Here is a 12,178-nt window from a genome sequence, read left to right as displayed (position 1 = left end):
CCGATCGCTGACGACATCCCATGCCCCTCGCCTGCTTCCCCGTAGATTTACGGGGGACATAAGATAGAAGTCGCATTATACCTTCAACGATTGTGCGGCTTTATCAACAACGTTAGGGTGAGCCGCTGGAATTGGTCTGAATGATTGCAGGAGCTATCGCCGAAAGTTGGTGACGGCGGGAGTTCGAAGGCGGCATCGGAAGGCTGCGGGGCCAAAGGCTTGAGCGGATCATTGAGACCAGGCCGAGGCAAGGTGTGATTTCGCTGGGGAAGTTGGTGGTGCGCAGGCTGCGGGGGCGCTCGGCTTCTGAGTTCATCGTCGGAGCTATCGGAGATCGAAGAGGTGGTACCTATTGGAATCGCCGGGCCACGAACTCTCGGCACTCCCATATTCTCTTATGTCCTGGTTCTGGTGCTGGGGTGGCTGACCCTATCGATTCTTTTGGTTGTGCGGCTACAGTTGTTCAATTCGCGGGTCCTAACCCTTGAGGAGGCAAGGCCCTCGTGATCAAGTCGATCAAAGAGTCGTCGATGGATCAGGAGGACGCAGATCGCTTGGGGGAGCAGGTTCGCAGGGTCAAATCGGTTCACCGCATGGCCCAAGCCGTCGCCGAGGCACGCGGTTGAAAGCAGGCCGGCCTGCCGACGTACCTCGATCGCCGTGTGAGTGAGGTCCGGCCGACGTTCTGATACGATGCCCCGGACGCTCTGTATCAGCTTCGTGCCGTCCATCAGCGACGCAATGAGCTCCCTGGTTAGTTCGCCCAGGCGCGGCAGATCGTTGTCATATGCGTCGATATCGAATGCCGTCAGCCCGGGATTTCCCTGCACGGCCTGAGGCGCTCGCTAAATCGGAGACGTGGCATGTTTCAGTTTCAGGACAAGAATTATCGAGGGTTCCCGACGGATATCACCGTCTCGTACGCTAATGCTTCGCTTGGACGCGAGGCGCGACGGGCCGCGGTGGCACCGAAACTTTGCAGGACGTCCGAATGAGGAAATGTCTCGATTTCTAGCAGATTGGAAGGCTCGGAACCCTATGCCGAACGTCTTCAAGCAGCAGTGGGATCGCATTCCAAAGGTCTACAAGGGCATAGGCGCCGGCGTGGGAACCGCTGAGTCGGGAAGTGGCGGGGGCGATTGCTCATGCAGGTAATCAGAGCTTTTCTCGCCTGGCTATCTGGGGCCAATTCGCGCCTATCGTGGCTTGAGAAGCAGGTTCTCGATTGTGTGCGAGCGCGGCTGGATGATCGAATTCGATATTTGTGGGATCGTCAGGTTCAGACTATCAACAAGGTCCAACGGCTGCCAAACGGCGTTGAGGTGGACTTCTACAGGATGTCAAACGGACGACCGAGCTTCGACGGGAGTATCGCATTCCCCAACAAGAGAGAGGTGGCTTTGGCTACGGTAAGCATCGAGATGAACGGCCTGGGGACGTTGGATGCAACAGTCTGGTCCGTCAATGGGTTCATGTTCTCGATCGAGTATAAGGGAAGCGTTGGTGACTTTGAGGAAGCAGCCGCCGGTATGGACCCCCTGCCTGGGTTCAGGATCAGCTGTGGTTTGACTGCCGATCTGTTAGCTGCCTGAAGAGTGTCAGGCAGGATGTCATCATCGGAGTGCGATTGTTATACGAGCCGTTGAGTAGCCAACAGTGTTGACGGATACGCTGACCGAATGGTCGATGTTGTGACCGAGAACGGCAGCTGCGCATCGGCGCCACTGAGGATGACCAAAGCGCCATGCAGCAAGCACTCCACTGCTCCAGTGGCGGGTGCACGATCGACCTTCAGCTCTATTCCCGAGACTGACGACGTTCTAAGCTTGATGGTTCAGACGCCCAGGGCTGGCAGAATCCCCCCTGCGGGTGCCCAGATGTATACGAATCAAACGAGCCATCGACTTTCCTGCGCAGCAAGGGTGACGAGCAGCCCAAAAGCCAGAAATGGTCCAAACGGGACCGCGCTCCTCCGTGTGACGGAGTAGCCAGCAGCATGTAGGGTGGCGACTACCGCGAGCGCCGATAGTGAGGCGGACAACAACTGGAGAGGGATGCCGACCATACCAACCCAAAAAGTCGACGCAGTCAGTAGCTTCACGTCGCCTAGTCCCAGGCCCTGCTGCCTTCGGATGACGAAATAGAGCCAGCGTAGGAGCCAGACGGCAGCAGCGACGATCATTGCCTGGAGAATTGTTTCGACGATGGCAGGCAATCCGCCCAGGGCAGCTGCCCGAAACGCCCCAATTAGGGCGATCGTCGCATTCAGCGCGTTGGGTATTGTTCTGCGCTTGAAATCGATCCAAGCCAGCAAAACCAAAAGGCCTGGTAGGAAGATCAGACAAGCCGTAGCTACCCCAAGTCCGGTCATCGCGTACTAATGAGCTGCGCGCGGGGATAGTGCTGGATGCAGTCGAATCCGAATCCCCACAGTGCACATTTGATTGCGAAAATCACCTTCTCGCCCCGCGCGTGAAGCAGGCGATTGATATTGCCCACAAAATCTCCGCGTCCGAGTGCTCTATTACCCTGAGTAAACACTCAAGCTATTACCTCATTTCAAGTGTCAATGCGGGAAGTCACGACTTCGCTTCTGGCCGATGTTTTGGTCGTGTTCTGCATCAAAGTCAGGAGGCAGGCCAGCGGCTTGCCGAACATCGCCCCTAGCTCGGCTCGCGTGATTCGCGGCGAGACCCCACCCTACTCGCGGCGGTAATCGTCCTCGATTCGGATGATGTCGTCCTCGCCGAGATAGGACCCGGTCTGGACCTCGATCAGCTCCAAGAGGATCTTGCCCGGGTTCTCCAGCCGGTGCACCGCGCCCATCGGAATGTAGATCGATTCGTTCTCGTGCACGGTCTGAACGGTTTCGTTCACCGTGACCCGCGCCGCGCCGCGCACCACGATCCAGTGCTCGGAGCGATGATAGTGTTTCTGCAGCGACAGCCGCTGGCCGGGCTTGACGATTATGCGCTTGACCTGGTGACGCTCGCCATTGTCGACCGACTGATAGCTGCCCCAGGGCCGATGCACCTTGATGTGCGCCTCGGTCACTTCGGGCGCGACGGTCTTGAGCTTGGCGACCAGCCGCTTCAATCCGTTGGCATCGCGCTGGCGCGAGACCAGCACGGCATCCTGCGCCGCCACCACGACGAGATCATCGACGCCCTCGAGCGCGACCAGGGCCTTGTCGGTGACCACATTGCAGTTGCGGGAATCCTCGAACACGGCGGTGCCGCGCGCGGCATTGCCCTGCCCGTCCTTGTCGGACAGTTCCCAGACCGCATGCCAGGAGCCGACGTCGGACCAGCCGCACGACACTGGGGCCACGGCCGCCCGCTCGGTCTTCTCCATCACGGCATAGTCGATCGAGATCGGCTTGGCCGCGGCGAAGGCGTCGGAGTCGAGGATGATGAAGCTGAGGTCGCGGCCGGCCTTGGCAACCGCGTCGGTCACCGTCTGCACGCTGGCGGCATCGTATTTGCGGTATTCGTCGAGCAGCACCGATGCGCGGAACATGAAGTTGCCGCTGTTCCAGAGATAGCCTTCGCGAATGTAGCGCTCGGCGGTCGGCTGATCCGGCTTCTCGACGAACTTCGCGACGGCCCGCACTTCCCCGGATACCGATGCACCCGGGCTGATATAGCCATATTCGGTGGCCGCGCGCTCCGGATTGACGCCGAAGGTGACGATGCGGCCGGCCTCGGCGGCCGCGAGCCCCTGGCGGCACGCCGCGAGAAAAGCGGGGGTGTCGCGGACGACGTGATCGGCCGCGAGTGCCAGCACGACAGCGTCCTGATGGCGCGACTGGGCGAAGGCCGCTCCGGCGGCGATGGCCGGGCCTGAATCACGCCGCATGGGCTCCAGCAGCACGTCTGCCTCGATGCCGATCTCGGCCAGTTGCTCCAGCACCATGAAGCGATAGGCCAGATTGGTGATGATGATCGGCCGCTCGAAGAGATCGGCATCGGAGACGCGCAGCAGCGTGTCCTGGAACGTGGAACGGGCGCCGAACAGCGGCAGGAACTGCTTCGGCCTGACCTCGCGCGAAGCCGGCCAGAGCCGGGTCCCGGCGCCGCCGCACATGATGAGAGGAATGATGCGTCCGGTCATGAAATCAACCCGTCAAATCCGATGGTAGTCGCGGCACCATTTTGCAAAACGTCCGATGCCGTCGGCGATCGATGTCGCCGGCCGGAAGCCGATGTCGCGCTCAAGATCGCTGACATCAGCATAGTTGGTCTCGACGTCTCCGGCTGCATCGGCAACATCTTCATGATGGGCGGACGGCCGAACTCCTTCTCAAGCACCTTCCCGAGGGCACGCGTGGCCCGGAGCATCGAGCCCAGATCGGCTTGGTGGGCACTGTCAATCGGAACGGTGACGAAGACGCAAGCAGCCGCGGCCGTCTCGCTCGGATCGGTGGTGAAGTGCAAGTCCGGCCGATTCAGAGTGGCCGACGGGATCTCATAGCTGCTGTCCCTGCCGTCTTCTAGCTTGGCCATTTGGACGACACCGATGTCAAATCCGATCGCCGGGTGGCCGGCTTGCACGAACGCTGCCGCGACCGGCGAGCCGGCATAAGCACGGTCGTGTCCCCGGAGGTGGTGTAGCTCGGTGGAGCAAAGCCGCCCGGACGCGCGCTCCCAAATAGCGCCGTAGCGGGCGGGCGGCTTTGCGGTGGTCACCGGCAGTTCTCCGGTAGGATCGGGTTGCGACACGCCAACGCAACCGAGGAACCACCGATGACCGAAGACATGATGAACCTGCGCACGCTGGTAGAGAAGACCCCAGACGCCGATCTGCTGCGCGAGATGATCGGCTTTGCGGCCCAGCGCCTGATGGAGCTGGAGGTCGAGAGCCAGACCGGGGCTGCCTATGGCGAGAAGAGCCCCGAACGTCTGGCCCAGCGCAATGGCTACCGCGACCGGATCTGGGAGACCCGCGCCGGTGCGGTGGAGCTGCGCATCCCAAAGCTGCGCAAGGGCTCCTATTTCCCCGGCTTCCTGGAGCCGCGGCGCATGGCCGAGAAGGCGCTCACCGCCGTGGTTCAGGAGGCTTACGTTCAGGGCGTCTCGACCCGTTCGGTCGACGATCTGGTGCAGGCGATGGGCATGACCGGCATCTCCAAGAGCCAGGTCAGTCGGTTGTGCGGCGAGATCGACGACAAAGTGAAGGCCTTCCTCGGCCGTCCAATCGAGGGTGACTGGCCCTATCTTTGGATCGACGCCACCTATGTGAAGGTGCGCCAGCAGGGGCGCATCGTCTCCGTCGCGGTGATCGTTGCAGTCGGCGTCAACAGCGACGGCCGGCGCGAGGTTCTCGGCATGGACATCGGGCCGTCCGAGGCCGAGACGTTCTGGACCGCCTTCCTGCGCAAGCTGGCCCGCCGCGGCTTGCGCGGCGTCAAGCTGGTGGTGTCCGACGCCCACGAGGGCATCAAGGCCACCGTGACCAAGGTGCTCAACGCCAGCTGGCAACGCTGCCGCGTCCACTTCATGCGGAACGTGCTGGCTCATGCCGGCAAGAGCGGACGGCGCGTGGTCTCCGCCTTCATCGCCACGGCCTTTGCCCAGGACGATGCCGAGGCCGCTCGCACCCAATGGCGCAAGGTCGCCGATCAGCTCCGTCCCAAGCTGCCCAAGCTTGCCGGCTTCCTCGACGAGGCCGAGACCGACGTGCTTGCCTACATGACGTTCCCGCCGCAGCATCGGACCAAGTTGCACTCCACCAATCCGATCGAACGCCTCAACGGCGAGATCAAACGGCGCACCGAGGTGGTCGGCATCTTCCCCAATGAGGACGCTATCGTCCGCCTCATCGGAGCTGTCCTGCTCGAACAGAACGATGAATGGGCGGTCCAACGCGCCCGCTACATGACGCTGGAAACCATCGCGCCATTGAGCGATGATCCGAACGTCAGCCTCACGGCTATCGCCAGCTGACAGGCCCGGCTCCAGCCGGCGAACGCGGTGGGCCGCCAGCTACACCACGCTTGGGGACACGATCCATAAGCACCGCCTATCGCTGCGATCATCAGTCCATGGGACATAAACTGGTGTTCCGGTTGTTTGCGAGGCCGTTGACGCCACCCCGCGGCTGTTTAGCCACTGGGGCGTCAGTACCGCAAGGGGGCGGTCTCCGCCGCGGCATCGCCTAAGGTCCGGCCCGCTAGGAGGGGAGTTGCGCGTCGCGCGCTCGACTTCGGAACCTTAAGAGCCAAAGTCGCCCTCGTGTGGGTGCATTCTGAATCCCCTCTTTGGATCGCGGCTCGCTCGCGTCTTTTTGGGCCAATGAGCTCGAATTCGCAGGACGCATCATGGCCAGCGCGAGAACATTCTCTCGGCGCGTACTGGCGGGGGCCTACATCGATCAGCCAGCGGAGATTCTCCACGTCGCTCAGGCCAGAGCGGGGGGGTAAACTGTGGCGGAGGAGAGATGATCGTCGGGTACACTGGCAGGTACACGATGCCTTTGGTGCGCGAAAAACATCATATTATTCATGCTGATAGAGAAATTTTCGATTCCGCCCCCGGGGGCCATACCTACACCACTCGCACCGACGGTCTATTGGGATCGGGCGCATTAGGCCGAATCGTGTCCCCAAGCGTGGTGTAGCTGGCGGCCCACCGCGTTCGCCGGCTGGAGCCGGGCCTGTCAGCTGGCGATAGCCGTGAGGCTGACGTTCGGATCATCGCTCAATGGCGCGATGGTTTCCAGCGTCATGTAGCGGGCGCGTTGGACCGCCCATTCATCGTTCTGTTCGAGCAGGACAGCTCCGATGAGGCGGACGATAGCGTCCTCATTGGGGAAGATGCCGACCACCTCGGTGCGCCGTTTGATCTCGCCGTTGAGGCGTTCGATCGGATTGGTGGAGTGCAACTTGGTCCGATGCTGCGGCGGGAACGTCATGTAGGCAAGCACGTCGGTCTCGGCCTCGTCGAGGAAGCCGGCAAGCTTGGGCAGCTTGGGACGGAGCTGATCGGCGACCTTGCGCCATTGGGTGCGAGCGGCCTCGGCATCGTCCTGGGCAAAGGCCGTGGCGATGAAGGCGGAGACCACGCGCCGTCCGCTCTTGCCGGCATGAGCCAGCACGTTCCGCATGAAGTGGACGCGGCAGCGTTGCCAGCTGGCGTTGAGCACCTTGGTCACGGTGGCCTTGATGCCCTCGTGGGCGTCGGACACCACCAGCTTGACGCCGCGCAAGCCGCGGCGGGCCAGCTTGCGCAGGAAGGCGGTCCAGAACGTCTCGGCCTCGGACGGCCCGATGTCCATGCCGAGAACCTCGCGCCGGCCGTCGCTGTTGACGCCGACTGCAACGATCACCGCGACGGAGACGATGCGCCCCTGCTGGCGCACCTTCACATAGGTGGCGTCGATCCAAAGATAGGGCCAGTCACCCTCGATTGGACGGCCGAGGAAGGCCTTCACTTTGTCGTCGATCTCGCCGCACAACCGACTGACCTGGCTCTTGGAGATGCCGGTCATGCCCATCGCCTGCACCAGATCGTCGACCGAACGGGTCGAGACGCCCTGAACGTAAGCCTCCTGAACCACGGCGGTGAGCGCCTTCTCGGCCATGCGCCGCGGCTCCAGGAAGCCGGGGAAATAGGAGCCCTTGCGCAGCTTTGGGATGCGCAGCTCCACCGCACCGGCGCGGGTCTCCCAGATCCGGTCGCGGTAGCCATTGCGCTGGGCCAGACGTTCGGGGCTCTTCTCGCCATAGGCAGCCCCGGTCTGGCTCTCGACCTCCAGCTCCATCAGGCGCTGGGCCGCAAAGCCGATCATCTCGCGCAGCAGATCGGCGTCTGGGGTCTTCTCTACCAGCGTGCGCAGGTTCATCATGTCTTCGGTCATCGGTGGTTCCTCGGTTGCGTTGGCGTGTCGCAACCCGATCCTACCGGAGAACTGCCGGTGACCACCGCAAAGCCGCCCGCCCGCTACGGCGCTATTTGGGAGCGCGCGTCCGGGCGGCTTTGCTCCACCGAGCTACACCACCTCCGGGGACACGACCTTAGGCCGTCAGCGGTTGCGGACCGATGAGGCTATTCATCTGGCTGCGTATCCGAGAAATACAAACTCACGAGCTTGCCCGAGCCATATCGCGGCTTGTTGAACCGAGCCTCAACATACTGCAGCCGCCCACTTCTCAGATCGGTCTGCAGCGCCCAAAATACGTCTGCTGGAAGATAGGCAGAGAAAAGCCGGAGGTCTGGCTTGAGTCTCATGTACAGCAACGAGGGTTGTGCCTGAGCAACATTCGCATCGCTGAGATGATAGACGCGCGAGCACATCAGAGAGCAGCAGATTTCCCTGCCGAGGTGCTTGGGCAACTTGGGTCTGGTTATGACGATTTCAGCAAGCAAATGAGCAATAGCTTCATCTGTGCTGGCGTCACGCTCGCTACCATGCGTTGAGATGTAGTAGCTCGCAGTGACTGATCTCACGTGAGCAACCAAAGAATATTCCTCTTCCGGTTGCTTGCGGTTTGGCAGTCGTTCTCTAGCCGGCATTCGAGGTCTTTCCTTTGGCCAGGTGGAGAGCTCGGCTATGGGGAAAGCAGGCCAGTTTTGACCCAGCAGTCTGCTGAAAACTGTCACATGATCTTTGCCAGGGATCGAACAGGCAGCATCAACCGCGCACGAAGCTACGTGACTCAGCCCTGCGACCCGCGCTTGATCGGCATCACCTTCTTGGGATCGAGCCAGTGGTCGATACGATCAGCCCAATGCTGCATCAGCTTCGTGCGCGAGCCGATCAGCGCGAGTGGTCCGTGTTTCTTGTAGAGCCCTTCCACGGTCGAACTATCGAGATGCGCGAGCTGCAGTTCGACGACATCGCCATCCCATGCCTTGGCCTCCTTGATCTCTTCGTGGTGGGACAGGGTCGAGAAGGTGGTCCGGAACCCGTGGGCGCAATGATCAGTCTTGGTGTCAATGCCAAGCAGCCGCAAGCGCTTGTTGAGCGTGTTGTTCGATAGCGGGGCATCCTTTGAGCAGGAAAAAACATACTGGCGATGGCCGGTCAGCTTTTGGACGCTCCGCAGGATTGCGAGTGCCTGGCGTGACAAAGGCACGACATGGTCCCACCCGGTCTTCATCTTGGTGGCTGGAATAGTCCAGCGCTCAGTGTCCCAATCGACCTCGCTCCACTCCATTTCATTGACCATGCCGGGGCGAGGTATGGTCAGCGCATCGAAGCGCAAGGCAAGGCCAACAATGTCGCCAAACCTCCCTCTCGCCCACGGTGCGCTGATGAGCTTGAAGACGCGCGTCACATCGCGTGGCTCAGTTACGCCGGGACGCGGCGTCGAAATGTTGGCAATCAGCTTCCCATTCAGATTACGGAATGGATTGTAGCCGTCGCCTTCGACGTCGGCATAGTCACAGATTTGCGCACCGATGCTGCGCACGCGGTCGCGGGTTTCCAGCTTTCCCTTGGCTTCGTAGGAACGCAGGAAAGCGAGCACGTCCGGACGCTTGATGTCCTGCCTGCACAGCTTGCCAAAGCGGGCCTTGACGTAGCGGACGCGCAGCTCAAGGACCTCGATTGTCTTTGGGTCGCGCACCGCAACGATTCTGCCGCGCTTGACTTTCTCCATCTTCTTCTTCGCGAGCCACTCGTCAGCCCATTGCCCGAAAGGTCGAGCGGCCGCTTGCCTGTGCTTATCGAGCTGTTTCTCGGTGCTCGGGTCTTTGCCGTCCTTGAGCAGGTGCTTGGCCTTGTCGCGCTCGTGACGTGCGTCGGCGAGCGAGAACGTGCCGTTCTTTCCGTTGCCGTAAGGCCCGATGGAGTAGGTTTTCTGGCGACCGGAGAAGCGGTAGGCCATCCGCCAGAGCTTGGAGGCAGCATGGCCGGGTTTATTGTCGTCGGGTGTGACGAAGAGGTAGAGACCGCCGCCGGTTACATCGGAAATCTTGGCGGCACCCCACGCGCCATTGTCGAATCTCGGTTGGGCAGCGCGGCAGTCGACGTCGGTTCTGATCTGCTTGGGATTGACGCACGCGACATCGTTCTTGCGGGTCATCTGCTCCATTCCTTCGTTCGGAATAGCGAAAGTCGCCGTGAACGTTTGTTCTCCCGATACCAACACGATACCAACAAAAATACCAACAAATCGGGCGGCTGGGATCGGGCGAGAACAAACGGTGATGAACGCCAATGTGCGCGGAAAGGCCCACTTTTCAAGGGGTTCCGAGCGGAGCGCGAACTGTTGCGGACGATTTAGAACGGGCGTGAACAGCCTAGTTGGTGCCCCTGGCCGGAATCGAACCAGCACTCCTTGCGGAACTCGATTTTGAGTCGAGCGCGTCTACCAGTTCCGCCACAGGGGCATTCGCCGGGCCTGTGCAGGAACCATAGCGAAGCGGGCGGACTATAGCGGGCGGCCGGGCCGGGTCAACCCGCACGGACGTGATGGGCGCGCATCTCGACAGCTTTCGCGGGCCGGAGTAGGAGCCGGAACGGCCCGGCATGGGACCGGATGCAGCCCCGTTCGGGAGGACCGATGACCAATACTTCTGTGATGGCGCGCCCTGCGGCGGGAGCCATGAGCCCGGCGGTGGCGGCGGCGCTGCTCGCGGCCGGCATCGCGGCGGCGGCTTTGGCCGGCGCCTGGTACATGCAGCTGGTCTGGGGCCTGCAGCCCTGCGAGCTCTGCCTGAAGCAGCGCTGGGCCTACTATGCGATCGTGCCGCTCGGGCTGCTGATCGCGCTCGCCGCCAAAGGCGGCGCGCCGCGCGCGCTGGTGCTCGCGGGGCTCGGCGTGGTCGCGCTGGCCGCGCTCGGCAATGCCGGGCTCGGCGTCTATCACTCCGGCGTCGAATGGGGCTTCTGGCCGGGGCCGACCGAATGCACTGGGCCGATCGGCAATCTCGGCAGCGCCGGCAGCCTCTTGGAGCGGCTCGACAGCGTCAAGGTCGTACGCTGCGACGAGGTGCAATTCCGCTTCCTCGGCCTGTCGCTCGCCGGCTACAGCGTGCTGATCTCGCTCGCCATCGCCGCCATCGCCGGCTGGGGCATCACCCGGAAGCGCGCCTAGTCGTCGACATCCTCCTGCGGCCGTCCGAACAGATGGACGATGCCGGGGGTGGCGATCGTGACGAACACGAAGCGCGACAGGTGATGCGCGCCGACGAAGATCGGGTCGATGTGCAGCGTCAGTGCCAGGGCCATCATCGCGTCCATGGCGCCGGGCGCGAACGCGACAATGGTGTCGGAAAAGCGCACATGCGTCACCAGCACGATCACGGTGACGAACAGCGCCGAGATCGCCACCGCGATCGCGAACGAGCCGAGCGCGGCCCTGATATGGCCGACCAGGGTCTTCACCCGCATCCGGGCGAAGCGGCTGCCGATCAGGGCGCCGATGCCGACCAGCGCCACGCCACGCATCCATTCCGGCAGGCCGCCCTCGACGAGGCCGGTGCCGTGCAGGACACCGCTGGCGACCATCGCGCCGAACAGCCAGCTCGCCGGAAACCTGATCAGCTGCATCAGCATCGCCGCGACCAGCGAGGCCACCAGCAGTGCGAGCAGGCCGAGCGGCGAGGCGACGCTCTGGCCGAGCGAGATCGGCGCCGCCGGTGCGACGCCGGCCACTGCCAGCACCAGCGGCAGCGCCGCCGTCAGGATGATCACCCGCAGCGTCTGCACCACGGCGATCGCCGGCAGGTCGGCGCCGCGCTCGACCGCGAGCATCGTGATCTGCGACAGCGCGCCGGGACTGCCGGCGAGCAGCGCCGAGGTGCGGTCCCAGCCATGGACGCGCTGCAGATAGAGGCTGGAGCCGAAGGTCGAGCAGAACGTCGCGAGCGCCAGGAGGCCGATGGTCACCGGATAGGCGCTGACATGGTTGATCAGCTCGCGCGAGACGACGGCGCCGATCGAAATGCCGAGCAGCAGCAGCACGGTCTGGGTTAGGATCGGCGGCATCGCCAGCGGGCGGCCGGCGATCGCGGCGATCGCGGTCGCGATCATCGCGCCGGAGATCAGCCCGCCCGGCAGATGGGCGACGAGGAAGATCAGGCCGCCGGCCGTGCCGAGCACGAGGGTCTCGATCGCGCTCAGGGTCTTGGCGCGGCTCGGCAGGTCAAAGGGGAGGGAGGAGATGATCTGGCGCACGGCGCCTTATGCCAAAACCTGCCTGCGCGAACAATTCCCGCCGCTGCGCAGGCGC

At 62.7% G+C, this 12,178-nt stretch carries 11 protein-coding genes and 1 tRNA gene; 4 read left to right on the top strand and 8 right to left on the bottom strand.

Annotated features, from left to right (window positions below; translation table 11 throughout):
* The first annotated feature begins 503 nt into the window (after window positions 1-503).
* Both QX094_RS08255 and QX094_RS08250 read left to right on the top strand, forming a co-directional pair.
* Window positions 504-626, top strand: coding sequence for a hypothetical protein (locus QX094_RS08255; protein WP_316187772.1), 123 nt, complete (start codon window positions 504-506; stop codon window positions 624-626).
* Between the two features lie 519 nt (window positions 627-1,145).
* Entirely contained in the window at window positions 1,146-1,592 is a 447-nt protein-coding gene (locus QX094_RS08250) for a hypothetical protein (RefSeq protein ID WP_316176303.1), read from the top strand.
* Between the two features lie 296 nt (window positions 1,593-1,888).
* Here QX094_RS08250 and QX094_RS08245 read toward each other — a convergent pair whose 3' ends face one another.
* The 3 genes from QX094_RS08245 to QX094_RS34530 form a co-directional block, all read right to left on the bottom strand.
* On the bottom strand, window positions 1,889-2,371 hold the full coding sequence (locus QX094_RS08245; protein WP_316187771.1) for an A24 family peptidase: 483 nt from the start codon (window positions 2,369-2,371) through the stop codon (window positions 1,889-1,891).
* A 329-nt stretch (window positions 2,372-2,700) separates the two neighbouring features.
* The gene (locus QX094_RS08240; RefSeq protein ID WP_316187770.1) at window positions 2,701-4,113 is read right to left on the bottom strand and encodes a mannose-1-phosphate guanylyltransferase/mannose-6-phosphate isomerase; all 1,413 of its coding nucleotides are present in this window, start codon (window positions 4,111-4,113) and stop codon (window positions 2,701-2,703) included.
* Window positions 4,110-4,688 carry a hypothetical protein gene (locus tag QX094_RS34530; RefSeq protein WP_410052900.1) on the bottom strand — a complete coding sequence of 193 codons (579 nt, stop codon included), beginning with the start codon at window positions 4,686-4,688 and terminating at the stop codon, window positions 4,110-4,112. Before QX094_RS34530 ends, QX094_RS08240 begins: the two co-directional genes overlap by 4 nt.
* 57 nt (window positions 4,689-4,745) lie before the next feature.
* On the opposite strand from QX094_RS34530, the gene QX094_RS08230 reads away from it, so the two are divergent.
* Window positions 4,746-5,945, top strand: a complete 1,200-nt coding sequence (locus tag QX094_RS08230; RefSeq protein WP_315714240.1) for an IS256 family transposase — start codon at window positions 4,746-4,748, stop codon at window positions 5,943-5,945.
* A gap of 712 nt (window positions 5,946-6,657) precedes the next feature.
* Here the strand turns inward: QX094_RS08230 and QX094_RS08225 are convergent.
* The 4 genes from QX094_RS08225 to QX094_RS08210 all read right to left on the bottom strand — a co-directional run bounded on the left by QX094_RS08225 (window position 6,658) and on the right by QX094_RS08210 (window position 10,334).
* Window positions 6,658-7,857, bottom strand: coding sequence for an IS256 family transposase (locus tag QX094_RS08225; protein ID WP_315714240.1), 1,200 nt, complete (start codon window positions 7,855-7,857; stop codon window positions 6,658-6,660).
* A 188-nt stretch (window positions 7,858-8,045) separates the two neighbouring features.
* A complete protein-coding gene (locus tag QX094_RS08220; RefSeq protein WP_316187769.1) occupies window positions 8,046-8,513 on the bottom strand; it encodes a hypothetical protein in 468 nt (155 codons plus the stop codon).
* A 143-nt stretch (window positions 8,514-8,656) separates the two neighbouring features.
* Window positions 8,657-10,027, bottom strand: coding sequence for a tyrosine-type recombinase/integrase (locus QX094_RS08215; RefSeq protein WP_315754324.1), 1,371 nt, complete (start codon window positions 10,025-10,027; stop codon window positions 8,657-8,659).
* A gap of 222 nt (window positions 10,028-10,249) precedes the next feature.
* Window positions 10,250-10,334, bottom strand: a tRNA-Leu gene (locus tag QX094_RS08210).
* A gap of 173 nt (window positions 10,335-10,507) precedes the next feature.
* Between QX094_RS08210 and QX094_RS08205 the strand changes: the two genes are divergently transcribed.
* Complete coding sequence (locus QX094_RS08205; protein WP_315754326.1) at window positions 10,508-11,041, top strand: disulfide bond formation protein B; 534 nt, start codon at window positions 10,508-10,510, stop codon at window positions 11,039-11,041.
* On the opposite strand, the gene QX094_RS08200 is transcribed toward QX094_RS08205, so the two are convergent.
* Complete coding sequence (locus tag QX094_RS08200; RefSeq protein WP_315716226.1) at window positions 11,038-12,123, bottom strand: AbrB family transcriptional regulator; 1,086 nt, start codon at window positions 12,121-12,123, stop codon at window positions 11,038-11,040. The genes QX094_RS08205 and QX094_RS08200 overlap by 4 nt on opposite strands.
* Between the last annotated feature and the right edge of the window lie 55 nt (window positions 12,124-12,178).

This window comes from Bradyrhizobium sp. SZCCHNS1050 (assembly GCF_032484785.1).
Classification (GTDB): domain Bacteria; phylum Pseudomonadota; class Alphaproteobacteria; order Rhizobiales; family Xanthobacteraceae; genus Bradyrhizobium.
The sequence above is the reverse complement of the archived record's forward strand: the minus strand, read 5'-3'. Positions and strand labels throughout refer to the sequence as shown.

Bases quoted from the DNA above. Each gene is read 5' to 3' on its own strand.
- QX094_RS08250 (WP_316176303.1), top strand. From the start codon at position 1,146: ATGCAGGTAATCAGAGCTTTTCTCGCCTGGCTATCTGGGGCCAATTCG.
- QX094_RS08245 (WP_316187771.1), bottom strand. From the start codon at position 2,371: ATGACCGGACTTGGGGTAGCTACGGCTTGTCTGATCTTCCTACCAGGC.
- QX094_RS08240 (WP_316187770.1), bottom strand. From the start codon at position 4,113: ATGACCGGACGCATCATTCCTCTCATCATGTGCGGCGGCGCCGGGACC.
- QX094_RS08230 (WP_315714240.1), top strand. From the start codon at position 4,746: ATGACCGAAGACATGATGAACCTGCGCACGCTGGTAGAGAAGACCCCA.
- QX094_RS08225 (WP_315714240.1), bottom strand. From the start codon at position 7,857: ATGACCGAAGACATGATGAACCTGCGCACGCTGGTAGAGAAGACCCCA.
- QX094_RS08220 (WP_316187769.1), bottom strand. From the start codon at position 8,513: ATGCCGGCTAGAGAACGACTGCCAAACCGCAAGCAACCGGAAGAGGAA.
- QX094_RS08215 (WP_315754324.1), bottom strand. From the start codon at position 10,027: ATGACCCGCAAGAACGATGTCGCGTGCGTCAATCCCAAGCAGATCAGA.
- QX094_RS08205 (WP_315754326.1), top strand. From the start codon at position 10,508: ATGACCAATACTTCTGTGATGGCGCGCCCTGCGGCGGGAGCCATGAGC.